Source organism: Paenibacillus sp. P3E, from assembly GCF_001909045.1.
Classification (GTDB): domain Bacteria; phylum Bacillota; class Bacilli; order Paenibacillales; family Paenibacillaceae; genus Paenibacillus_AQ; species Paenibacillus_AQ helianthi.
Map to the genome: position 1 here is coordinate 1 of NZ_LVWH01000209.1, position 24,871 is coordinate 24,871.

Genomic DNA, 24,871 nt, shown 5'->3' on the forward strand with positions numbered 1-24,871 from the left:
GGCATAGATAATGACTTTGGTCAGCATTTTAGGATGGTAGCTGTCGCGGCCACCGCCAGGGTAGGCCGCGTCAAAGAGGGCGTCGTCGAGTCGATTTACGGCGGCGTTCACGACACGAACGAGGTGATTTGGTGGGATATCTTCTTCTAAATCCATTGGCAAGCAAAGTGGGTCCATGGTATATTGAATGTACAAAAGAAACCCTCCTTTGAAATGGTTGGTCGCACCTCCATTTTACCAAAAGAGTGGTTTCTTTTTTGCGTTTTTATAAATATTGTAGTATGTTTCCCGCTTAAACAGCGGAGAGGACGGAACGATTGTGGAAAAGCGATAGCGTTCGCCTTTGTGTCCGGATTTTCACCGCTAAGGGGAATAAAAAAAATCTGGACACAAGAGCGATTGGAACAACGGTCCGTTCGCGGAGCGTCCTCACGGAGCACAACGTTTGTCCGACTCCAAAAACAAGGGATGTCCCAAGTAGCCATTTCATGGCTTATGGGACACCCCCGTTTGCAGTTCCCCCTTGAAATCCCAACATAGCATTTAGAGATTTACAAATGTGTAAATTATGGATATAAAAAAAACTATTATACTTGCTTTATATAAGAGGCGCTGTTTTTGCTTCCTGAACCAGAGAATAATCAAATATAAAATGCCTAGAATAAGTAATAAATACAGCAAGGATGTATATAGATCATAAGAATTATTATCACCAAACCCCTCTCCTGTACTAAGTGCAACTACTATTAAAAATTTACAGGTTATCCTCCCTAATACCGGAATTATCGAAAATAGCAATAAATTTATAAGAAAAGAAATTATTTTCAACATTAACCTCCTCTATCAATTGATGGCCGCTACTTAATTAGGTTTTAGTGATCCATTTTTTGTAGGATAGCATTGAGCGGAAACAAAATGGATAAAAGGAGTCCCTTTCTGAAGGGGGCATGACTCCTGCTATGTTCAACGAGCGTTACTCTCACCTCCTGCCCATTATGCAGGAAGAAGCCGTTGACAGAATTGAAGTTGAACTCAATAAATTCGCAGAAAAGCAGCTTGAACCTGTTGAATAAAAGTCTCCGTTAGCAAATCCGTTAGCAAGCTCAAAAATATGGCCTTTCCCTACTCCCGCATACGCTCCGTCGAGCCTACATATAGCAAAAACCCCTTGCTAGGCAAGGGGTTTTGAGAAGTGGGCCCTACAGGACTCGAACCTGTGACCAATCGGTTATGAGCCGACCGCTCTAACCAACTGAGCTAAGGGCCCGGATCTAGGATTCCGTATATACAATGGCTGTCTGAGAAAATAAAATTGGTTGCGGGGGCAGGATTTGAACCTGCGGCCTTCGGGTTATGAGCCCGACGAGCTACCGGGCTGCTCCACCCCGCGTCAGTAAACATATTCAAACAGCGACAATAGATAATATACATCATATCCGGGTCAAAAGTCAAGGATGATTTTGGTTAATAAGCTCAAGGAAGAAAACGAACCCCATAACGGCCCTTGCGTGAACGGTATATTTCCACAAAACGCGGGTCATGATAGCCATAAATCCAGCCGTCCTGTTCGAGCCTTTTGGCCAGACATCCGGCTTGAAATCTTGTCCGGAACAGCTTCGCGAAGTATATCCAATTCATGATACCTTCTTCTCCTTCTCCGCAAAATTAAGGTCTCTCTTGTTTCTAAAGATATCATGCCCATTTCCCAAAAAATAAGCCGCCGGTTTCCGGCGGCGGTTGCGTAATTTTTGGATATGTTTATTTTTTCGTTACACTTTTATCAGGCCAGCCATTCTGAAGATCAAAATATTGATCAGGGTCTTTCTGCAGTGCCTTCAGCATGAAATTACCCTGTTTCTCCCAAGCTAGAAGCGCACTGGCAACCGTTCGTTTGCCTTGATACACCTCGGTGAATAGTATCTGCCCGGCATCATTAATCTGGGTTATTCCTGGAAGACGCGCCTTCAGACTGTCCATGACCGGGTCACTCGCCGGTAGAGGCTTCTGGATGAAGAATGGGGTAAGATCCAGCGCCTTTTCCGGGAATCCATTATAATCTTTGCGTGCGGTCAGCTCGTAACGGTTATGGGCTTTAATTTTGGCAACCTCATTGCTGTTGACGAATTGGATCAGATCCCAAGCATCCTCTTTATTCTGTGCGAGGGTATTGATCGCCATCAAGCTGCCAAGCGTTGTTCCCATAGCTACTCCTGGCTTTTCTGCAAAAGTAGGTACTGAAACGATACCCCAGTCTACAGGCTTGAAATTTTTAATGAGGGATGCATTCCTGTTGGCTACCATAAGCTCGTTGATATAATTGTATTCCCCAACTGCCATGGCAGTTTTGCCTGTCAGAAACAGGTCACCAGCTAAAGGAACATCCTCTTCCAAGTAATTAATCACATTCGCTCCCGGAATGATCTGTTTCTTTATCAGACTGCTGTAGTCGGTCCAAGCCTTGCTCCAGACAGGAGTGTTCACGGTCATTTTTCCGCCTTTATTATCGTACATCGCGAGCTGCAGCGGAGAAAGGTAATTCTGCATATCCCAGAAAGGATCACTTAAGTAACGGTTAAAGGCCAACCCGAAGACACGACCTTTGTCCTGTTTGGATACTTTGGTAACTTTTGCCGCGACCGAGATCAGTTTTTCCCAGGTCATCCCGTTCTCAGGGTAGGCCACTCCGGCAGCATCGAATATCTTTTTGTTGTAATAAAGTGCACTTGAAGAAAAGGTAGGCGTCAATGCATACAGTTCCCCTTTGCCGAGCTCCCGTATGCCGTCCAGAACAGTGGGGGCCATATTGCTGAGGTCGTAATGGTCACGATCAATCAGCGGCTGCAGCGGGTCCACCAAATTGTAGTCGGCCAGTCTCTTAAGCAGCGTATTATCGCCGATAACCACATCCACCGGCTTAGCACCGCCCATGATAGCCCGCATATCGTCCAGATTATCCGGACTTGTCAGAGGATTTGAGGTACTGAAGCGGAGCTTCTCTGTATCAATGGCCGGGACAATTTCCAGCTTAACCTCAGGATGCGTCAGCTCATAGAGATCGGTAAACTGCTGGCGGAAATAATTGTCGTCCTCCCCGCTCCATAAGTTTCCGATACGCAGCACCCGCTGCCCTTCAGAGACCTTAGAACCCTCGGCGGCGGCAATCCCTCCTGCTGATGTCAGCGGCAGCGCGAGTGCCGTACAGATGCCAAGTAACAGCCCGCGTTTGGCTGCCGTACTGATTCCCTTACTATTCATGTGCAAATCCCCTCCTGGGCGAAATTCGTTCTCTCCCTTAACGGAAATGAACCTTTCCTATATAGCATTATATAGAGTTATGCGTGCGGGGAAGTTACAGGCAGTTTAAAGATGCACTACGATTTCTTCATAGAATGTAAAAAGAAACGGCTTCGCCGTCCTCTGAAAGAGGCGGCATTCGTTTCTCCAAAAATATAAGGATAATTTATAGCGTGAAACATATAAATTCTTATATTTCCAAAAAAATCCCCACCGTCAGGTGAGGACTTGAAGAGAGCTCTTTATGATTTCAGATCTTACACGCCAAAAGACGCCGGATCCTTGCGCCACGATTGCAGCAGCTCCACATCCGTATCGGCAATGGTTCCCTGTGCCAGGGCCACATCAATCAGGGTGGTGTAGTTGGACAGGGTCTGTAGTGGCACACCCGCTGCGGCGAATGCTTCGGTAGCACGATCCAGCTCATAGCTAAAAATGGCCAGTACAACCAGCGGAATGCCTCCCGCTTCCTGAACGGCTTGAGCGGCCTTGATGGAGCTGCCGCCAGTGGAGATCAGATCCTCGATCACGATGACTTTTTGACCCGGGGTGATCAGCCCTTCGATCTGGTTCTGCTTGCCGTGCCCTTTGGCCTTGTCACGGATATAAGCCATCGGCAAGTTAAGCTTGTCTGCTACCCAGGCAGCATGTGGAATCCCAGCGGTAGCCGTACCTGCAATCACTTCGGCATCAGGGTAAGTGCTGGCAATCGTCTCTACAAAGGCATCGGCGATGTAGCCCCGGACTTCAGGGAAGGACAGCGTCAGACGATTGTCACAATAGATCGGTGATTTAATCCCGGAGGTCCAGGTAAAAGGGTCCTGCGGACGCAGCGCCACCGCGCCGATCTTCAGCAGGTAACGGGCAACTTGTTCACTTTTATTCAATAATGGGCTCATGCTTGGCTCATCTCCTCAATAATGTTAAGTGCGGCCTGACGCGGGTCTGCCGAAGCCGTAATCGGGCGTCCGACTACCAGGAAATGGCTTCCCTGAAGGATGGCTTGCCCAGGTGTCATCACACGGGACTGGTCATCCATAGATGACCCTGCAGGACGAATTCCCGGCGTTACTGTGCGGAACTCCGGTCCGCAGGCAGCGGAGATTACCGCTGCTTCCTGCGGTGAGGCCACCACGCCGTGCAAGCCCGCTTCTGCTGCAAGCTTGGCATATCGTACAACGGTATCGGTTACCGTACCTGAGATGCCGATCTCAGTGTTCATGATCTCCTGGCTGGTACTCGTAAGCTGTGTTACTGCGATAATAAGTGGAATATGCAGCGATGGATGCAGGCTGGCCGCCTTCGCCGCGCCTTCGAGCGCAGCAGCCATCATTGCCGTCCCCCCGGCTGCATGCACGTTGAACATATCTACCCCCAGCATGGTCAGGCTCTCTGCTCCACCACGGACTGTATTCGGGATATCATGCATTTTGACATCCAGGAATACGGAATAGCCGTGTGCCTTCAGCTCTCTGATGAAGTCCGGCCCCGCCGCATAAAACAGCTGCATGCCCACCTTCATATAACACGGAATGCCTTCCAGCTTCTCGATCAAAAGCTTCGCTTGCGCGACATCCGGATAATCGAGGGCAACCATGAGGCGGCCCGCCATTTCCTCCCGCTTCTCCACTTGTCCGATATTCTCATGCCCGTGCTGTGTAACCGTCTGATCCACTTGTCGATCCTCTCCTTTGGTCATCGTCTATCGCTCCTTGCCCTTGAGCTAATTAATCTCAGCAGCAGCCTCCACTTTACTAGGATTTATCCCCGGGCGCAGCGGAACGGTCTGCGCTAACGCAAACCGTCCCTGTAGCCCGCCCCGAAAGGCTGCCTTGTTCATTCATAGATTATTGTCCGACAAAAGCAGGCATCGACTGCGATGAGAAGTTGATTGTCTGGAGCATTCTCAGGAGCGCCGTTACCGTATCGAGCGATGTCATACATACAACACCGTTCTCTACTGCTTCACGGCGGATGCGGAAGCCGTCGCGCTCCGGCGTTTTGCCCTTGGTCAGGGTATTGAAGACGAAGTTGGCTTGACCGCCGCGGATCAGATCGAGGATAGTCGGTTCACCTTCATCCAGCTTGTTGACATTCATCACGTTCAGGCCCGCTTGTTCAAGCGCAAGCGCAGTGCCGCCGGTGGCAATGATTTTGTAGCCCATGGCGTGGAAGCCCTTCATCAATTCCACCGCTTCTGCCTTGTCTTTGTCCGCTACGGTAACGATGATGGCTCCGGTTGCCGGAATCTTCATGCCCGCTCCGATCAGCCCTTTATAAAGAGCTTTGGCATATAACTTGTCGCGGCCCATAACCTCTCCGGTCGATTTCATTTCAGGTCCGAGCGTAGGCTCTACTCTGCGCAGTTTGGCAAAAGAGAACACTGGTACTTTTACCGAAACATAGTCGCTCTCCGGCCACAGGCCTTCTGCATAACCGTCCTCTTTCAGCTTGCCGCCGAGGATGATTTTGGTAGCCAGATGGGCCATCGGAATGCCGGTCACCTTGCTGAGGAAAGGAACTGTACGCGAGGAGCGCGGGTTAACCTCGATGACATACACTTCATTTTGATAGATCACGAACTGGATGTTTACCAGCCCGATGGTCTTCAGCTCTTTGGCGATCTTGATGGTAATCTCTGCAATCTTCTGCTTCAGGCCTTCATCCAGATACTGCGGCGGATAGACGGCGATGGAGTCGCCGGAGTGAATACCTGCGCGCTCTACATGCTCCATAATCCCCGGTATTACTACTGTCTCACCGTCGCAGATGGCATCTACCTCAACCTCTTTGCCGAGCATGTAACGGTCGATCAGCACCGGATGCTCCGGGTTGACCTTCACCGCTTCAACCATATAGCTCAGCAGCTCTGTATCGTTGTAGACAATCTCCATTGCACGGCCGCCCAGTACATAGGAAGGACGAACCAGGACCGGATAACCGAGCGATTGAGCAGTTTCGACAGCCTCATCAATGTTGATAACGGTCTTGCCCTTCGGTTGTGCAATATCCAGACGCGCCAGCAGTGCTTCGAATTTTTTGCGGTTCTCGGCTTCATCGATGCTCGCAAGGCTGGTGCCCAGAATATTTACACCCGCCGCAGCCAGCGGTGCTGCCAGGTTGATCGCTGTCTGTCCTCCGAACTGGACAATAACGCCGATTGGATTTTCCTGTGCAATCACGTTCATAACATCCTCAAAGAACAGCGGCTCAAAATACAGCCGGTCCGAGGTATTGAAATCCGTAGATACCGTTTCTGGATTGTTATTAATAATTACAGCTTCGTAGCCGGCTTTTTGAATCGCCCATACCGCATGTACCGTTGAGTAATCGAATTCGATACCCTGGCCGATCCGGATAGGACCGGAACCAAGCACAATGACCTTCTGCTTATCGGAATGAATAACCTCATTTTCTGTTTCGTAAGTCGAGTAGTAATATGGCGTTGAGGCTTCAAATTCGGCAGCGCAGGTATCGACCATTTTGAATACCGGAACCAGTCCTTGCTGAATACGCATCACACGGACTTCGGACTCTTTGGTCTGTTCAAGACCGGAACGTCCTTCCGCCCGGATCTCAGCAATGGCCCGGTCCGTGAAGCCTTTACGCTTGGCCTGATACAGTATTTCCGGCGACAGTGTTTCTTCGCTGCGGATCTCATCTTCAAAGTTCACGAGACCCTCGATCTTGGAGAGGAACCACCAGTCCACACTTGTGATGTCCTGAATCTCCTGCAAACCATAACCGCGGCGGAAGGCCTCAGCAATCAGGAACAGACGCTCATCATCCGGTTTGGCGAGCCTTGTGCGAAGCACGCTATCCTCCAGCAGCTCAGCACCCGGCAGGCGGAAACGGTGCACACCGATTTCCAGGGAACGGATTGCCTTGTGAATCGACTCTTCAAAGGTGCGGCCAATCGCCATCACCTCGCCGGTTGCCTTCATCTGTGTACCCAGTTTGCGGTTGGCATAGATGAACTTGTCAAACGGCCAGCGCGGAATTTTGCTCACGATATAGTCGAGTGTAGGCTCGAAGCAGGCATAGGTCTGGCCGGTAACCGGATTGACAATTTCATCGAGCGTGTAGCCTAGGGCGATTTTGGCTGCCATTTTGGCAATCGGGTAACCGGTCGCTTTGGACGCCAGCGCCGAGGAACGGCTGACACGCGGGTTCACTTCAATCACGTAATACTGGTAGCTCTGCGGATCGAGCGCGAACTGCACGTTGCAGCCGCCCTCGATGTTCAGTGCACGGATGATCTTCAGCGAAGCGCTGCGCAGCATCTGGTACTCACGGTCGGACAAGGTCTGGCTTGGCGCTACGACGATACTGTCGCCTGTATGCACGCCAACCGGATCAAAGTTCTCCATGTTGCACACCACGATACAGTTGTCATTCGCGTCACGCATCACTTCATACTCTACTTCCTTCATACCGGCGATGCTCTTCTCCACCAGGCATTGGCCGATCGGGCTATAGCGGATCCCTGCCTTTACGGTCTCGCGCAGCTCTTCTTCGTTGTCACAAATCCCGCCGCCAGTTCCTCCCAGCGTATAAGCTGGACGAACAATCAACGGATAGCCGATGCCGGCTGCGAAGTCCATGGCTTCTTCCACAGTGGTAATAATAGAGCTTTCCGGTACCGGCTGCTCCAGCTCGCGCATCAGTTCACGGAACAAGTCGCGGTCTTCCGCCTTCTCGATGGATTCGAGCTGTGTGCCCAGCAGCTTCACGTTCTCCGTTTCCAGCACGCCAGCGCGTGCCAGTTCTACAGCCATATTCAGGCCGGTCTGTCCGCCAAGCGTAGGCAGCAGTCCATCCGGACGCTCCTGCCGGATAATTGCGGTAACGAATTCAAGGGTAATCGGCTCGATATATACTTTGTCAGCCATATTGGTGTCTGTCATGATCGTGGCCGGGTTGCTGTTGATCAGTACAACCTCTACGCCTTCTTCTTTGAGGGCCTGGCAGGCCTGGGTTCCGGCATAGTCGAACTCAGCGGCCTGGCCGATGACGATTGGGCCGGAGCCAATCACGAGGATTTTTTTAAGCTTATCGTTCTTTGGCATGTTATAGAGCTCCTTTCACGGCTTCAAGCTGCGGTGTAATGTTCGGTGCCGTGATTCTGGCATTGGCTGCAAGCTGCGCCTGGCGCGAGCCTACCGGTCTCTGTGCCTTGTGATCGGCCATCATCTGGAGGAAACGGTCGAACAAATAGCTGCTGTCATGCGGTCCCGGCGCCGCTTCCGGATGATACTGCACCGAAAAAGCGGGGTAGCGGGTATGTTTGACTCCCTCGACGGTCTTATCATTATTGTTAATATGAGTCACTTCAAGCTCGGTTTTCAGCACGGATTCCTCATTTACCGTGTAGCCATGGTTCTGGGAGGTGATGAAACAGCGTCCGCTTTCGAGCTCTTTGACCGGATGGTTACCGCCGCGGTGGCCGAATTTAAGCTTCTCTGTATCCGCGCCGCAAGCCAGTGCGAACAATTGATGCCCCAGGCAGATCCCGAAGATTGGATATTCACCGAGCAGTTCGGAGATCGTCTGGACTGCGTAAGGCACATCTTTGGGGTCCCCAGGTCCGTTGGACAGCTGAATCCCGTCCGGATTCAATCTGCGGATCTCATCGGCAGTCACATCATGCGGCACTACAACCACATCACAGCCGCGGCTGTTCAGCTCGCGCAGAATACCGGTCTTCGCACCGTAGTCAACAAGCACAATCCGCTCCTTGTTGCCAGGGCTGCTGTAGGTCTTAGTGGTAGAAGTGCGTGCCACCTGGTTACGCAGTTCTTCAATAGTGGTGCCGCCCATCATTTCCATCAGCTCTTCCACGCGCTTATTAGAGGTGGTGAGAATCGCTTTCATGGTACCGTAGTGGCGGATAATGCGGGTGAGCATCCGTGTATCGATTTCGCTGATTCCCGGAATGTCATATTCCTTCAGCAAGTCGTCTACACTATACTCAGCGCGCCAGTTGCTGGGAACTGTCTCATGGCGGCGCACAACAAAGCCGTGTACGAATGGACGCACAGATTCAAAATCATCGCGGGTAATGCCGTAGTTTCCGATCAGCGGATAAGTCATAGTCACGATCTGGCCGCAGTAGGAAGGGTCTGACAGAACCTCCTGATAACCTGTAATCCCTGTGTTAAAAACAACCTCGCCCGTCTTTTCACCTTCCGCACCAAATGCGGTACCTGTGAACAGCGTTCCGTCCTGAAGCAGCAATCTCGCCTGCATTTCCTTCCACTCCTTCTTGTTTCTGTAGTCTGGTTCTTGTATCTTGCCTGGATTTCCGGAGCAAGCGCGCGAAAATCCGCCGTATGTTAAATCCTGCCCCCATACAGCCGGCAGCTTCGCTCTACCAGTCCGTCCGTTATTCTTCAGTCCATACGGCTGCGCCGTTTACCCATGTCTTAACCGGCCAGCCTTTAAGCTTCCATCCGGCAAAAGGAGTATTGCGACCTTTGCTGGCAAACGAAGCGGGATTCACTTCTTTTTCTTCCGTAAGATCAATCAGTGTCAAATCCGCTGGCAAACCCACCGTCAGACTGCCTGTATTCAGCCGGAATACCCGGGCCGGATCAGCCGTCATACGCTGTACCAGAAGCGACAGGTCCCATTTGCCGGTGGCTACAAAAGCCGTATAAAGCAGCGGGAACGCTGTCTCAAAGCCGACGATGCCGAAAGGCGCAAGCTGCATGCCTTTAGCCTTTTCTTCTTCGCTGTGCGGCGCATGGTCGGTGACGATGATATCCAGCGTACCGTCCAGCAGACCAGCGATGCAGGCTTCCACATCACGGCGCGAGCGCAGCGGCGGGTTCATTTTCCAATTGGCATCCATGCCCGGAATATCCTCTTCCGAGAGCAGCAGATGATGCGGGCATACCTCTGCAGTTACCTTAATGCCAATTTCTTTGGCCTGGCGGATGAGCCGGACAGATTGTTCTGTACTGACATGGCAGACATGGTAGTGTACTCCTGTTGCTTCAGCGAGCAGGATATCACGTCCGACGTGAATGGCCTCCGATTCATTCGGAATTCCTTTCAAACCGTGCTTATCGGCAAAAGTGCCTTCAGCTACCGCACAGCCTTCCACCAGCGAATTATCCTCACAGTGGGCAATGACCGGCATATCCAGCCCTGCCGCCATTTTCATCGCATCCTTCATCATCTGGGCGTTCTGAACGCCTACACCGTCATCCGTGAACCCAATCGCCCCAGCCTCTTTCAAGGCGGCAAAATCAGTCAGTTCGCGCCCAAGCTCATTTTTCGTAATCGCTGCATAAGGCAGCACCTTCACCAGTCCGGCTTCATCCGCTTTATCCTTCACGAACTTCACAACTTCAGGACTATCCGTTACAGGCCGGGTATTCGGCATACAAGCAATGGTGGTAAAACCGCCCTTGGCAGCCGAACGTGCCCCCGACTCAATAGTTTCCTTATGCTCAAAACCCGGCTCCCGCAGATGCACATGCATATCGATCAGCCCTGGAATCAGCAGCTTGCCTTCCGCTTCTATGATTTCCCCGGCTTCGTCCACGGCTTCGTTGTCGTTCTTGATCGCTGAGATGATTCCATCCTGCACTACGATATGTTTGCGCTCTAGCACGCCTTCCTCATTCAGTACACTGGCGTTCTTGATGATCACGGTTATGATTCTCCTTCTACCCGCAGGCGATCGGCCTCGAGCTCTGTGATTATTATATAATAAAAATTCATCTTTGTGTATATTTATTAATGAGATTATGTTAGGTTTTTTAGAGCATTGCTCTTTCCATCACTGCCATGCGTACAGGCACACCATTTGCCATCTGAGGGAAAATACGCGACTTGTCGCTCTCCACGACGGCATCGTCAATTTCAACGTTCCGGTTCACCGGTGCAGGGTGCATGATGATGCTACTCTTGTCCAGCTTCGCAGCGCGCTCTTCCGTAAGTCCGAACTGTTTCCGGTATTCCTCCGCCGATAGCAGGATACCCGAAGCATGGCGTTCCAGCTGTACACGCAGCATCATGACCACATCTGCTTTCAGTGCTTCTTCCATGGTTACATAAGGCGCGAACTCCGCAAGCTCGGGAGCCTTCATGTTATCCGGTGCACAGAACTGCACCTTGGCGCCCATCTTCGTCAGTCCCCATAGATTTGAGCGGGCCACCCGGCTATGCATAATATCCCCGATAATTGAAACTTTAAGGCCCTTTAACTCTCCAAAATTCTTGCTCATGGTGTACATATCCAGCAGTGCCTGTGTCGGATGCTCGTTATTGCCATCCCCCGCATTGATCAGTGGGACCGACACTTTTTCTGCCAGCTGCTGCAGCACCCCTGCGGGCTTCAAGCGTACAACTCCCGCATCAATCCCCATCGACTCCAGCGTGCGTACGGTGTCATAGATGGATTCGCCTTTTTCAACACTGGAAGCCGCAGCCGTGAAGTTGAGCACCTGAACGCCCAGGCGCTTCTCAGCCATTTCGAAGGAAAACCGGGTTCGCGTGCTGTTCTCAAAAAACATATTGGCTACAAAATGTGACCTCAGCACTGGTGTCAGCTTCTCGGCTTGATTGTCCCAGTACGCTGTTCTGTTCAAAAGCTGCATAATCTCCGTACGGTCCAGCTCCTTAATCCCCAGCAAACTGCGTTCCTTCACCTTGGTTGCGGTCATCATTGTTATCGTTCCTCCCGGTTGGAAATAATGTAAACCTCATCCTTGCCATCGAACTCGGTCAGCGCCACTTCGATCTGCTCATGTTTGGAGGTAGGTACGTTTTTGCCGATATAGTCCGGCCGGATCGGAAGCTCACGGTGTCCACGGTCTGCAAGTACCGCCAGTTGGATCATCCGGGGCCGTCCGCAATCCATCAGTGCGTCCATGGCAGCACGTATTGTACGGCCTGTGTACAGAACATCATCGAACAATATCACTTTCTTGTCATGGATGCCGTTGGACCCGGCTGGGAAAGTCAGATTGCTATTCACCACCGTGCGGTCCATGGCTTCCCGGTCATCGCGGTAATGCGTGATGTCCAGCTCGCCATAAGGAATCTCGATCCCTTCAATCTCCTTAATGCGCTCCGCAATCCGCTGCGCCAGATACACTCCGCGAGTACGGATTCCCACCAGCAGGCAATTCTCAATACCCTTGTTCTTCTCCAAAATCTCATGGGCAATGCGCGACAGCGCCCGGCGGATTGCCGTTTCGTCCATAATCACATTTTTCTCAGTAACCATCATCCCTGCCATCCTCCTGCTTGATCGCCTGTTCAAGTTCCGCGGATAACAAAAAACTCCTTGCCCGAAGCAGGCAAGGAGTGAAATCCGCAGATTCAAAAAGATGGCGTGTCCGCGCGTATATAAAGACCCTCCGTACACATACGGATTCCTCTCTACATGTCGCGAACCTCGATTCACGTTACCTTGCCAGCCTCACGGGACTGAATTAAAGGCGCATATTCAACTACAGAAATTATGACAGATGTTGCGGCGGGTGTCAAATAGGAGGAGGAACAAAAAAGACAGTTTGTTATGGTGACGGCCGCAACTGCGGGGAATGTTTGGACTTCCGGCCGCTGTTAGGTTTAGATTTTTTGATTTTGTTCCGTTGTCTGCGGTTAAAATCCAAACCTAAAGGCGGACGCTCCGCTCCTACAGAAATTTATTTAAAAAGGAATTTTTAATACTAACTAATAAAATCTCGGGTATCAGAACAATAAATATAAATGCTAGTATTATAAACGGCAATGAATTACTGAACATTATAGCAGCCTGTCCTTCTTTTGTGCGCTCAATAAGTAACCACCACAGAGGTACTGCTATAACCCACATTAATATTGTTGATGTAATTAATTGGCGCAAGTTATCCCAGAGCAAGCAAAAAAGAATCGTTACAATTATAGGAATTAACCAGGAATCTAGTGTGCCTCTTAAGCATAGTAACCAAAATATTGTAAAGGGATAAAGAAGTGTAATTATTATTCGAAACATCTTACTGTTGTTGCGAAATCTCATTATCCATCACCACCTTATCAAGGGAGACACGATTCCTGGAGAAACAATTAGGGTCTACAGATTGCTATATACTTTTGAGCACTTTTTCTATTTTCTCTCCGTACTTTGTTTCGTTTAGCTTGGGTGTTCGAGTTTTTGAATCAACATGGCTGTAATAAAGAACTAAATACTTTCCAGATTGATAAACAATTGGTGCGTGGGAACTGAGAAGCTGAATGCTCTCTTCAAAGAACTTTTTTCCAATTTCTTGTTTTTCCTCCGACCCAAAATCGTAAACCCTTATGATTTCCTCGTTATTCAGTTTATAGCTAACAGGTTGAATACCATCAAGATTCTTGTCTCCAGGTGATTTAATTTGTGTAATGTTCTTTTCTAGGGACTTTATGGCTTCATTTGCGGAAGAATACTTTTGTTGAGAAGAACAAGCGATCAGAAATAATAAGCTAATTAACGTAACGAAAAAAAGTTTTTTCATGTAATAACCCTCCCTTTTTTTGTTAGCCTAGAATCAATAAAGCGTGAGTCGAAGTTTAAAGTTGGTTTCCTTTTGAAGGACATACGTTTGAAGAGATCGGTGATCTGCTCAGTCGCGCGCGCCAAACCATCGGCCTCTATTGGAAAGCCTACCAAATGCAGGTCTGTCCGGCCTGAAGTTGGACCATTCCCCGGGACAACAGTATGATTAATCATTCAATAATTATCCATTTTAACATATTTTCCACAACCTATTTACGAGTTCAGTTCCCCATAATTGGAAAACATACAACATGAAATAAAAAAACAGTGTTTGGTCCAACGACTAAAACACTGTTTTTTTTATTGTTCTAAGGAAGCTAAAAACGGCCATACCCATATAGTCAAAGCCAGCCAAATTTAAAGATCGTCGTCCAGAAATGTTCATCATATGCCTCTTTAATCCGGATGTGGTGACGTTCTCCTTTTTATGTGGGATGACTCTCCACTTGTTAGTTTAGTTTATCCATAAAAAAAAGCCGCCGCAGATTTCTCCACGGCAGCTTTTCAGGACCAAATCTATTAAAATTCGAATTCAACGTCGCTAAGGCGTCTTTGAATTTCGGAAATGACACGTTTCTCTTCTTCTTCGCCTTTGGCGATGAAGGTTACAGAGAAGCGCACGAATGGGCCGGCATCATCCCACGGCACAGTGGAGATCAGTTTCTCGCGGATCAGGAACTGCGAGAAATCTTCGCCGGATTCAAAACGGCGTCCGCCTTTGATCCCTTTTGGAGCGGCCACATAAAGGAAGAAAGATCCTTTGGGTTTCTCTGCAGAGAAGCCAAGGCTATTCAGCGCGTCTACCAGCATGTTATGGCGGCGGGAATACTTGGCGGCAATCGCTTCAGTAATCTCCGGATGAGCCAGACCATAGGCTGCTGCTTTTTGAATAGCGATGAATTGACCGGAGTCATTGTTGTCCTTCACATCACTGAATGCTTTGACTACCAGCGGATTACCGGCCACGAACCCGATTCTCCAGCCTGTCATGTTGTAGGACTTGGACAGGGAGTGAAGTTCTACACCGACATCCTTAGCGCCAGGTACAGACAAGAAGCTGAGCGGCTTCTTCCCGTCATAGGTCAAAGCAGAATATGGAGCATCGTGGATTACAACTACATCATATTTCTTCGCCCAGGCCACTACCTCGCTGAAGAATTCAGGAGTCGCACTAGCGCCCGTTGGATTATTAGGATAGTTCAGGTATAACAGCTTCGCCTTGCGGGCAACATCCTCAGGAATGGAGTTCAGGTCCGGCAGGAAATGGTTCTCCTTCTTAAGCTCCACCGTGAATACTTGTCCACCCAGATATTTGGTGTGGGTACCCAGCACCGGATATCCCGGAACCGTCATAATCGTAATGTCACCTGGGTTAATGAAGCAAGACGGCAGCATCGCCAGCGCCGGCTTCGAACCAATGGAGTGGACAACCTCGGTTACAGGATCAATGCCGTCCACACGGAAAACTTCCTTAAGGTAAGCTGCTGCTGCGGTCTTAAACTCAGGAATCCCGTTGTCCGAATACCCGCGGTTTTCTTCTTTGGCTGCTTCTTCAGCGAGTTTAGCAACAATGCCTTCATCCGCCATTTCATCGGGTTCACCGACACCCATATCAATCAGCTCAATATTCGGAAAATCCTGTTTCGCCGATGCTTTAGCGCGTTTGATTTTCTCGAATTTGTAGATGGCTGTATCTTTGCCATAGTTCGCGCCGCCGATACGGTCTGCAAAATTAGTCTGAATGAAGGTCTCCTGATATTGTTCAATACTCATAATTTACGTCTCATCTCCTGGCTAATTTTAAAATAAAAGCATTGGCTCCCTGTAAGGACAGTAAAACCGTGTCTGCTTGTTCCCATGACTTAAATATGACGTAAATCCGCCTTCAAAACCATGGATTTATAATCACTTGATTTGTACTTATCTGCTGCGCAGAGTAAATAGCACTTCTTCCATATCCGCCGGAATCGGCGCACTGTATTCCATATATTCACCAGTAGAAGGATGCACAAATCCCAGAATAGCGGCATGCAAGGCTTGTCCGTTCATGGTTGTTCCTTTGCTACGTCCATAGATTGGATCACCGACCAGAGGATGACCGATAAACTTCATATGCACCCGAATCTGATGCGTACGGCCAGTCTCCAGCTGCAGCTCCAGCAGAGTATAATCACCAAAACGCTCCAGAACGGTAAAATGAGTCACGGAACGTTTGCTGTTCTTCTCCGTTACAATATAGAGCTTGCGGTCATGCGGATCACGGCCAATGGGGGCATCAACCGTACCCTTGTCATGAGACAGATTTCCGTGCACTACAGCTATGTAGCGGCGGGTTACACTATGCTCCTTAAGCTGGGCTGCGAGCGAGGCGTGACTGGCATCATTTTTGGCAGCCATAATCAGTCCGGAGGTGTCCTTGTCGATACGATGTACAATACCCGGACGAATCTCGCCGTTAATGCCCGACAGATCCTTGCAGTGGTACATCAGCGCATTGACCAGGGTTCCGGAAGGATGACCCACTGCCGGATGGACCACCATTCCGCGCGGTTTGTTCACTACGATAACATCGCTGTCTTCATACGCTATTTCAAGCGGAATATCTTCAGCAATCAGATCTGTAACCTCTGCTTCAGGTACAGTAACCCCAACCACATCACCTTCGGTCAGCTTGTAATTCGCTTTGACCGGGGCCCCGTTAACGGTTACATGTCCGCCGCTGATCCACAGCTGCACCTGTGAGCGGGAAACCTCTTCTTCCCAGGACTCCGTAATATATTTATCAATCCGTTCCCGGGCATTTGCTCCGGTAACAATCCATTCGGTGACGTCCTTATCTTCTTCGAAGGCGCCGGTTGCCGCCTGCTCATTGACGTCCTTATTCAAATCATTCATTCCCTTCCTTAACTTCCTTGGTTTCCTTCACTTCGGTGATTTCATCTCCGCTCTTCATATCACGCAGAGTATCCAGAATAATCAGCGCCACACCGACAACAATGCACGAGTCGGCTACGTTAAAGATTGGAAAGGTGTAGCTGCCGAAATTGAACATCAGGAAGTCAACAACCTCTCCGTTCAACAGCCGGTCCAAAAAATTTCCTACGGCTCCGCCAAGCACCAGTGCCAGTGCAGTGGGCAGCAGCTTCCGGGTCGCTCTGGCCTTGTTCAAATACCAGACGATTCCGGCAACCACAATAACGGTAATTAGAAAAAAGAACCATTGCTGTCCCTGAAGAATACCAAAAGCCGCTCCTTGATTGCGGTGGGAGGTAATGATGAAAAAATCCTTGATTACCGGGATCTGCTCCGCGAGCTCCATCCGGGTAGCAATTAAATACTTGGTACCCTGGTCCACCAAAAATACGATTAGCGCTATCAGATAGTACACCACAGAAGTTGTCACTCCGTTCTTATTTTCCCCGCTGAAAGCGGTACGAATACTGTATAAAGACTTGTATATTGTAGCACAGGCCTCAAGAAGCCGTCTATTGCAAGGACATAGCCACTCTCTCCAAACCGGGGAGGATTTGCCATCGCTAAAAAGCCGGCTCTCCGGTCAACCTATCCAAGAAGCATCCGAAACCGTTTGGAAATGTACGATACTAAGGAAGCGACACGAAAGGAGCTAACACCCATGAGCCATCTGTCAGCAGAGCAGCTCTCAAAGCTGCGGGCTGCGGTCATTCAGCAGCGGGAAGATATCCAGCATAGACTAAAAAACAATGCGCATTACGGGCTGCAGGACTCCATGCGTGACATGACGGGAGACCTGACCGAGATCGACAACCACCCAGGCGATGCCGCTACGGAGCTGTATCACCGGTCCATGGATATTTCACTGCTGGAGCGTGATGAGCATGAACTTGATGACATCGCTGCCGCCCTGGCTGCCATGGATAAAGGAACATATGGAATCTGTGCAGTCTGCGGCGAAGCGATTCCTCTTGAACGTTTAGATGCCGTACCGCTTACCCGCTTCTGTAAAGAGCATAATCCCCGCCAAAGCTCGCCCTTTACTAGGCCTGCAGAAGAGGAATTTCTATTCCCGCCGTTCGGGCGCACCAGTCTGGATGAACATGAGCAGAACGGATTCGACGGTGAAGATGCCTGGCAGATCGTGGAGAGCTGGGGCAGTTCCAATTCACCCGCCATGGCCGAAGGCAATGATATTTCCTCTTATAATGATATGGAGATTGAAGCTGACGAAACTGAGGGCTTCGTAGAGCCTTGGGAAAACTTTATCGCCACCGACATTGCCGGAAACCATACGATGGTCATTAAGGGATCAAGCTACCGCCATTATATGGACAGTGAAGAAGGAAGCTACCTGCTTGATCCTCAGGCCAAAAAGCAAAGGGAGTAGCCCGCGGGCTACTCTTTACTATTTTCAGATATGATCTTCCTTAGAAAGTCTTCAGCTCCAGCTGATGCTGGACGATCCGCACGATATCTGCAATGTAATCACCGATGATCGGCAGATTAAGTGCTCCAAGAACCTGAAGCACGTAAATAATGGTCGCTGCAAAAAAGGTAAAACCCAGTGCGATCCCCAGTCCCCGCGCTGTTCCCGACAATACATTCAGCCATATCAGACGCCAGGGTGAATTCAGGAGCTGCGTGTACTCGGCAATCCTCGCTTTCTCCATTTGCTGGACTAATCCCGATGTCAGCCGGTAGATGGCATTCAGCTTTTCTTCCTGCGGAATGTCATATGGATTCTCCTTGATGCCGTTCGAACTTCTGCCAGCCTCTGATGTTCTGATGGAGATTCTTCCGGATCTCCCGAACCGGTGCTTGTCCCCTTCCCGTCCCTCCATGGCATTGACTCCTCCCTAGCGTCCTACAGGGTCCACACAAACGAGCCCGGTCAAAAGAGAGAAGACTCTCCTTAAGTACCGGGCTCGTCATTTTGCTGCTAACCCCTAGAACCTTTTCCTTTGCCGCTAGTATATGCCAGTTGGGGACAGGTCATGCAGGGGCTTTAGGCTTCGATGTGCATTCCGATCGATTTGCCGCCGGCATCTACAGTCTCAAAGGGTTGCTCTCCATCAAAATCAACCGTAGTTACAAGTACATTCTCACGAAGCACATGTTCAAATGCCAAGGCCGCAGCTTTGAGCTCGTCGTCTAACTTGAGTGTCAATGCGATCCGTTTATCGATTGGCAGATCCAGACGTTTACGGTAATCCTGAACCGCCCGCACAATCTCACGCACCCAGCCTTCCTGCACCAGTTCAGGCGTGATCTCTGTATTCAACGCTACAGTGAGACCGTACCCGGAAGCCGAGGCAAAGCCAGATTTGGCCTGTTTCTCTACAAGCAGCTCTTCAGCGGTGATCTGCAGTTCCTCCCCTTCCGGAGAGACGATGGCAATGACACCCTCCTGTACCGTTTTGCGGGTAGCTTCACTGTCCAGTGCCTTCAGGAAGCCCTGGAGGAAGCCGACATTTTTACCGTATTTTTTACCGGCTACCTTGAGGTTAAGCTTCAATGTAAAATCAACGAATCCGCTGTCGCTGCTCTCGACCACAATCTCTTTCACGTTGATCTCTTCTTTGATGATGTCTTCATAATCGGCTACGTGGAAACTGCGGTCGATGGATACAATCAGCTCGGACAACGGCTGACGTGTCTTGATGCCTGACTCATTACGGACATTGCGGGCCAGTTCAACGATTTGTCTTGCACTCTCCATATCCTGCTCCAGTTCAAGATCAATCAGACTCTCATCCGCCACCGGATAGTCAGCCAAATGCACGCTTTCGCCGCCACCCAGGTTCGTAAAGATATCCTCGGACAGCATTGGTGTAAAAGGTGCCATCAGTGTAGCTGTTGTCAGCAGGACATGTGTCAATGTGCGGTAGGCATCAAGCTTCTCTTCACCCAGGCCGCTGCCCCAGAAACGGTCACGGGAACGGCGGATATACCAATTGCTCAGCTCATCCACAAAATTCTCAACAGCCCTGGACGTATTGACAAAATCGTTAATGGCCAGGCCTTTGTCCACTACGAGAATCAGGCTGTTCAAGCGGGAGAGAATCCAGCGGTCCAGCTTATGCTCTGACACTTTGAACGGGTGATCTGCCGGGTCGTAACCGTCAATGCCGGCATACAGCGTAAGGAATGCATGGGTATTGACCAGTGTATCCACAATTTTGGATTTGGTCTCACCCACCAAGCCGCGCGAGAAGCGTTTATTATTCCATGGCGCGCTGTCGGAGAGGATCGCCCAGCGGAATGCGTCCGTGCCGTATTCGTTCATGATTTCCCAAGGATCAATAACGTTGCCTTTGGATTTGGACATTTTTTGACCATTCTCATCGAAGATGTGGCCGTGGGCAATAACTGCCTTATACGGTGCTTTGCCCTTGAACAACGTCGACACGGCGAGTAAGCTGTAGAACCAGCCGCGTGTCTGGTCAATCCCTTCGCAGATCATGTCTGCCGGATACTGATCCTCGAACCTATCTTCATTCTCAAAAGGATAGTGGCTTTGGGCGAACGGCATCGAGCCGCTGTCAAACCATACGTCGATGACCTCGGGGGTCCGCACCATCTCTCCGCCTTCGCTGAACGGGCTGCGCAGCTTGATATTGTCTACGTAAGGCTTGTGCAGCTCGATATCTTCAGGCACCTCGCCTATCGCCATCGATCTCAGCTCAGCGATGCTGTGCGGCGCAAATTCCTTGCCTGTATCCTGGCAGACCCAGATATTCAGCGGAGTTCCCCAATAGCGGTTACGGCTGATGTTCCAATCCACCAGTTCCTCCAGGAATTTGCCGAAGCGGCCATCACGCACATGTTCCGGGTACCAATCCACGCTGTTGTTGTTCGCGATGAGCTGGTCCTTGATTGCAGTCGTTTGGATAAACCAGCTATCTGTTGCATAGTACAGCAGCGGAGTATCGCAGCGCCAGCAGAACGGATAGCTGTGCTCGTATTTCTCTTTGCTGTACAGCAGCCCTCTCTCAGAGAGCACCTTCACGATATCCAGATCGCAATCCTTCACAAACCGTCCGGCAAAATCAGAAACCACATCGGTATATTTCCCGGACGTATCCACCACATTCACGAAGCTGATACCATTATCGCGGCAGCTCTTATAGTCATCTTCCCCATGCGCCGGAGCCATGTGTACGATCCCGGTACCACTGGAATCCGTAACGAAAGATGCGCCTACGATTACATTGTGTTTCTCCGCCTTGATGTATCCGAATGGCGGTGTATAGCTCTGTCCGATGAAATCTGTTCCCTTGTGTGTGGACAGGACCGTGTAATCACCTTTCAGTACTTCATCCACAAGATTCTTCGCCAGGATATATACGCCGTCTTCCTGCTGGGCACGTACATATTCCATATCCGGATTCATCGCCAGCGCCATATGTGCTGGAAGGGTCCAAGGTGTAGTCGTCCATGCTAATACATAGTCTCCGCTGCCCTCCAGCTTGAACTTAGCCGTTGCACTGAGATCTTTGACTGTCTTGTAGCCCTGTGCCACTTCATGCGAGCTTAGTGTCGTCTGACAGCTTGGGCAATACGGGCTTACGCGGTGTCCGCGGTACAGCAGCCCTTTCTCATGAACCGTAGCGAGGATGTTCCATACACTTTCAATGTACGTATTGTCCAAGGTTACATAAGGATTATCGAGATCGGTCCAGTAACCGATGGCTTCCGTGAACTCGCGCCACTGTTTCTCGTATCCGAAGACACTTTCCTTGCACTCCTTGATAAACTTCTCCACACCATATTCTTCAATATCCTGCTTACCAGAGATACCCAGCTTCTTCTGTACGCCGAGTTCTACCGGCAGGCCATGAGTATCCCAGCCCGCCTTGCGCACCACCCGGTAGCCTTTCATTGTCTGGTAGCGGCCGACAAAGTCTTTGATAACCCGGCCCAGCACGTGCCCGATATGCGGCACACCGTTTGCCGTTGGCGGACCTTCATAGAATACATAATTCGGGCGGCCTTCACGGTTCTCCATAGATCTGCGGAACGTATTTTCGTCGCTCCATTTCTTCAAGATACGGACGTCTCTGGCCCGTGCTTTTTCTCTGACATCTACTTTTTGCATGATCGGTCAATCCTTCCGTGGTTTGGTCTTAAACCTTTTCGAATCTTTTCGATCCCTCCCAAACCCTCCCTTAGCCAAGGGAGGGCCCCAAGGGGTCCCCCCTCTGGACACCTGGAATGTTGTCTACCTCCAAGGGGGTGGCGGGTTTTGATCTAATGTGGCTGTAGTGCCCGCTTGTCGCCGCAAGCGGCACGCTCTACCTGAGGCGTTCCGGCCTGCGAACCCGTAGGGCAGCTCTGGGCCGGGAGCCTTGGCGTTCCGGCCTGCGAACCCGTAGGGCAGCTCTGGGCCGGAAGTTCTTGGAGTTCCGGCCTGCGAACCCGTAGGGCAGCTCTGGGCCGGGAGCCTTGGCGTTCCGGCCTGCGAACCCGTAGGGCAGCGCTGGGCCGGGAGTTCTTGGCGTTCCGGCCCGCGAACCCGTAGGGCAGCGCTGGGCCGGGAGCCTTGGCGGCGTGGGGCGAAGCCCGCCGCGCTTGTTTGGCTCTTCGCCCTGGTCGCATGTAAGGCCCTGCAGGCGTCCCCGCATGGGGAGCCTAAGAAGGGCCGTTCCCCCGTCGAACAAATCCTTTCCCTTCCGCGGACGTCCATCTTTCCTCGATAATCCCTTGTTGCGGGTGTCCAGAGGGCGGCCAGCCCTTGGAGTCCCCCTTGGAAGGGGGATTTAGGGGGATGTAAACATAAATAAAGCGTCGACCCGCCCCAAAGGGGCGAGACGACGCTCGCGATACCACCCTAATTCTGCGCCTCATGCACATCCTTAAGGGGAGTGTTCAGCACAATCTCAGTTCTGCGTAAAGATAGCCACGCAGGTCCGGGATAACGTCCGGCAGACGGCTTAAGCTTACACACGTTGTTAACGCTTCAGCTTAGCTTCTAGGGGAAGATCTTCCGAGCAAGGCATGAACATCGGCTTACAGCAATCGCCGACTCTCTGGAGAACGTTACCTTATCGTACTTGTCCCGTCATCGAATAGATATGAACAGATTACAGATATGTTCTAGTTATAGACGTTTTAAGTGAAAATGTCAATCTTGAAGAGAACCGTCTGTTATTCAGAGCGTATTCTCACTCACTTCACGACTTTCCAGGGCATTCCAGTCATCTGTGGACAGCAGCTCCAGCTGAGCTTCGAGCAGTGTCCGGAACCGGGTACGGTAGATCGAGGCCTGCTTACGCAGTTCTTCAGTCTCGATCGCTACCTTGCGGGATTTGGACAGTGCTTCGTTGATAATCCGGTCGGCGTTTTTCTCTGCTTCCTTGATAATCAGCTGAGATTCCTTCTTGGAGTTGTTCTTCACATCATCTGCAGCTTCCTGAGCAACGAGAATGGTTTTGGACAAACTCTCTTCAATATTCACAAAATGATCAAGCCGCTCCTGAATGGACAACAGCTGATTGTGCAGCTCTTTGTTCTCACGGATGACGCTCTCATAATCCTTGATCACCTGATCCAGAAATTCGTTGACCTCGTCCTCATCATAACCGCGGATTCTCCGGGAGAATTCCTTGTTATGTATATCGAGCGGTGTTAATGGCATGCTGTGCACCTCCTAGAAATTTCGGACCTCTTGTGCCCCTGAACCTTAATTTGTCCGAAGACAAAGAGGAAAGACTGTATTCAAGTGGGAACGGTTTCGCTGGCCTTTAAAAAGCTTATGCTCCCGAAGCAGCGATACGATGACGATGTATCGCTTTCAGGTATCCGTATCTGCGAGAACTATATGTTCGGGCATAGGATATTACTATATGTCCTTATATAGTTCAAGTATTCGCGGATCGCCGAATTTCATCCGGTACCCGCGCTTACAGTCCGCCTCTTCTACAAGTATCGGCGTCCAGCTTGCAAAATGTTTGTCTCCCTATAGAGATATTCAATTTCGACAAGCCGTGCCAGATTCCTGCATGAAATTCAGACAAATTTGCCAACCTGCACCCGGTAACGGCCTTTTTTGGTCAGACTCCCGATTTCCAGGACCTTGAAGCGTCCAAAACCCTGAATCGAGACCATATCACCGTCCTTAAGCCCGCAGGAAGGATCTTCCTCTACCTTCCAGTTGACACGGACGCGGCCTGCTTTGATGGGAGCAAGAATTTTGCTCCGGCTAAGCCGGGTCACATCTGCAGCAATACCATCTAGCCGCAGCGAAGCTACCGTAAGCTCCAGTTTCTCCAGCTTAACACTACTACTACGCAGACTGGACAACGGTAAAATCTCTGTACTGACATTGATCCGGTGCACACCGGACAGATTCATCGCTAAATAATTGGCAATATCCTCAGCGACGACTACATGGCAACCATCCGGAAGCACATGAATATCGCCAATTTTGCCTCTTTTGATTCCCAGGCCAAGGATTGCCCCCATATAGTCGCCATGTTCCAATTCGAGGAATTTCTGTTCGCCCGAAGAAATCGCGAGCACCCTCATCTCCATATCCTCTTCCTCAAGATCCCGGTAATCGGGAGCCACCAAGGCACGCTTCCGTTCAGCTTCCTCGGTTCCCCCCTCCCACCTTACGGCTACATCGGGATGACGGTTCACAAGTGTCTGCAGAATAAAACCTTGGCGGGGATCTAAAAATTCAGTCAGCTTGGTTTCGTGGTATTCTCCTGCAGAGGTAACCCATTCCCAGGCCTTGTCCACAAATTGTCGTTCATCAGGGTGGAAATGTCCGTAAATTTCATTCTTCATCGCAGCAGCCTAAAATACATATGCCACAATGTACTGCAATCCGGTTTTCGCAAATTCCAGCACGAACAGTGCAATAATCGGGGAGATATCAATTGTGCCGAACAACGCCGGGATAAACCGGCGGAACGGTGACAGATACGGTTCCACCAGCTTGCCAAGCAGTTCTCCGATGAAGCTGTCCCGTACATTCGGCAGCCAGGACATGAGGACGTAGAAAATGATCATTACAAAGTAGATGTTGTATAGAATATCAATAATTAGATTGATTTGGGACAA

The 24,871-nt window shown here is 50.3% G+C and carries 21 protein-coding genes, 2 tRNA genes and 1 other annotated feature; of the genes, 1 reads left to right on the top strand and 22 read right to left on the bottom strand.

Annotation, left to right across the window (positions count from 1 at the left end; genetic code table 11):
* The 16 genes from A3842_RS26125 to lspA form a co-directional block, all read right to left on the bottom strand.
* The coding region (locus A3842_RS26125; protein WP_143186382.1) for a transposase at positions 1-195 on the bottom strand (195 nt) is incomplete at its 3' end.
* A gap of 998 nt (positions 196-1,193) precedes the next feature.
* A tRNA-Ile gene (locus tag A3842_RS26135) sits at positions 1,194-1,267 on the bottom strand.
* Positions 1,268-1,313: 46 nt separating this feature from the next.
* Positions 1,314-1,390 (bottom strand) — tRNA-Met (locus tag A3842_RS26140).
* 83 nt (positions 1,391-1,473) lie between these two features.
* Entirely contained in the window at positions 1,474-1,638 is a 165-nt protein-coding gene (locus tag A3842_RS32720; protein ID WP_019909365.1) for a hypothetical protein, read from the bottom strand.
* Between the two features lie 120 nt (positions 1,639-1,758).
* The gene (locus A3842_RS26145; RefSeq protein WP_074103266.1) at positions 1,759-3,255 is read right to left on the bottom strand and encodes an ABC transporter substrate-binding protein; all 1,497 of its coding nucleotides are present in this window, start codon (positions 3,253-3,255) and stop codon (positions 1,759-1,761) included.
* Positions 3,256-3,551: 296 nt separating this feature from the next.
* Positions 3,552-4,193 carry an orotate phosphoribosyltransferase gene (gene pyrE, locus A3842_RS26150; protein WP_074085628.1) on the bottom strand — a complete coding sequence of 214 codons (642 nt, stop codon included), beginning with the start codon at positions 4,191-4,193 and terminating at the stop codon, positions 3,552-3,554.
* Positions 4,190-4,906 carry an orotidine-5'-phosphate decarboxylase gene (pyrF, locus tag A3842_RS26155; protein ID WP_074103317.1) on the bottom strand — a complete coding sequence of 239 codons (717 nt, stop codon included), beginning with the start codon at positions 4,904-4,906 and terminating at the stop codon, positions 4,190-4,192. The genes pyrE and pyrF overlap by 4 nt, the downstream gene beginning before the upstream one ends.
* Positions 4,907-5,141: 235 nt before the next feature.
* Positions 5,142-8,363: a carbamoyl-phosphate synthase large subunit gene (carB, locus tag A3842_RS26160; RefSeq protein ID WP_074103267.1), complete on the bottom strand. Its 3,222-nt coding sequence runs from the start codon at positions 8,361-8,363 to the stop codon at positions 5,142-5,144.
* Position 8,364: 1 nt separating this feature from the next.
* A complete protein-coding gene (carA, locus tag A3842_RS26165) occupies positions 8,365-9,543 on the bottom strand; it encodes a glutamine-hydrolyzing carbamoyl-phosphate synthase small subunit (protein ID WP_074103268.1) in 1,179 nt (392 codons plus the stop codon).
* A 136-nt stretch (positions 9,544-9,679) separates the two neighbouring features.
* On the bottom strand, positions 9,680-10,960 hold the full coding sequence (locus A3842_RS26170) for a dihydroorotase (RefSeq protein ID WP_074103269.1): 1,281 nt from the start codon (positions 10,958-10,960) through the stop codon (positions 9,680-9,682).
* Positions 10,961-11,063: 103 nt separating this feature from the next.
* The gene (locus A3842_RS26175) at positions 11,064-11,972 is read right to left on the bottom strand and encodes an aspartate carbamoyltransferase catalytic subunit (RefSeq protein ID WP_074103270.1); all 909 of its coding nucleotides are present in this window, start codon (positions 11,970-11,972) and stop codon (positions 11,064-11,066) included.
* 2 nt (positions 11,973-11,974) lie between these two features.
* Positions 11,975-12,535, bottom strand: coding sequence for a bifunctional pyr operon transcriptional regulator/uracil phosphoribosyltransferase PyrR (pyrR, locus tag A3842_RS26180; RefSeq protein ID WP_074085749.1), 561 nt, complete (start codon positions 12,533-12,535; stop codon positions 11,975-11,977).
* Positions 12,536-13,376: 841 nt separating this feature from the next.
* Positions 13,377-13,787, bottom strand: coding sequence for a hypothetical protein (locus A3842_RS26190; RefSeq protein WP_074103272.1), 411 nt, complete (start codon positions 13,785-13,787; stop codon positions 13,377-13,379).
* A gap of 560 nt (positions 13,788-14,347) precedes the next feature.
* A complete protein-coding gene (locus A3842_RS26200) occupies positions 14,348-15,601 on the bottom strand; it encodes an LL-diaminopimelate aminotransferase (protein WP_074103274.1) in 1,254 nt (417 codons plus the stop codon).
* Between the two features lie 147 nt (positions 15,602-15,748).
* Entirely contained in the window at positions 15,749-16,723 is a 975-nt protein-coding gene (locus A3842_RS26205; protein ID WP_074103275.1) for an RluA family pseudouridine synthase, read from the bottom strand.
* Positions 16,716-17,219, bottom strand: coding sequence for a signal peptidase II (lspA, locus tag A3842_RS26210; RefSeq protein ID WP_074085635.1), 504 nt, complete (start codon positions 17,217-17,219; stop codon positions 16,716-16,718). Before lspA ends, A3842_RS26205 begins: the two co-directional genes overlap by 8 nt.
* Positions 17,220-17,462: 243 nt before the next feature.
* Here lspA and A3842_RS26215 point away from each other — a divergent pair, with 243 nt between their 5' ends.
* Complete coding sequence (locus tag A3842_RS26215; protein ID WP_074085636.1) at positions 17,463-18,191, top strand: TraR/DksA C4-type zinc finger protein; 729 nt, start codon at positions 17,463-17,465, stop codon at positions 18,189-18,191.
* A 40-nt stretch (positions 18,192-18,231) separates the two neighbouring features.
* On the opposite strand, the gene A3842_RS26220 is transcribed toward A3842_RS26215, so the two are convergent.
* The 6 genes from A3842_RS26220 to A3842_RS26240 all read right to left on the bottom strand — a co-directional run bounded on the left by A3842_RS26220 (position 18,232) and on the right by A3842_RS26240 (position 24,871).
* Positions 18,232-18,645 carry a DUF5665 domain-containing protein gene (locus tag A3842_RS26220; RefSeq protein WP_256701872.1) on the bottom strand — a complete coding sequence of 138 codons (414 nt, stop codon included), beginning with the start codon at positions 18,643-18,645 and terminating at the stop codon, positions 18,232-18,234.
* 164 nt (positions 18,646-18,809) lie between these two features.
* Positions 18,810-21,902, bottom strand: a complete 3,093-nt coding sequence (gene ileS / locus A3842_RS26225; protein ID WP_074085637.1) for an isoleucine--tRNA ligase — start codon at positions 21,900-21,902, stop codon at positions 18,810-18,812.
* A gap of 152 nt (positions 21,903-22,054) precedes the next feature.
* The gene (locus A3842_RS32210; protein WP_143186384.1) at positions 22,055-22,402 is read right to left on the bottom strand and encodes a hypothetical protein; all 348 of its coding nucleotides are present in this window, start codon (positions 22,400-22,402) and stop codon (positions 22,055-22,057) included.
* Positions 22,403-22,602: 200 nt separating this feature from the next.
* Positions 22,603-22,878 (bottom strand) — a binding site (T-box leader).
* Positions 22,879-22,955: 77 nt separating this feature from the next.
* Positions 22,956-23,441 (bottom strand): DivIVA domain-containing protein, encoded by a 486-nt coding sequence (locus A3842_RS26230; protein WP_074085638.1) that lies wholly within the window; start codon positions 23,439-23,441, stop codon positions 22,956-22,958.
* A gap of 371 nt (positions 23,442-23,812) precedes the next feature.
* The gene (locus tag A3842_RS26235) at positions 23,813-24,595 is read right to left on the bottom strand and encodes a YlmH family RNA-binding protein (RefSeq protein ID WP_074103276.1); all 783 of its coding nucleotides are present in this window, start codon (positions 24,593-24,595) and stop codon (positions 23,813-23,815) included.
* Positions 24,596-24,604: 9 nt separating this feature from the next.
* The gene (locus tag A3842_RS26240) at positions 24,605-24,871 is read right to left on the bottom strand and encodes a YggT family protein (protein WP_074085640.1); all 267 of its coding nucleotides are present in this window, start codon (positions 24,869-24,871) and stop codon (positions 24,605-24,607) included.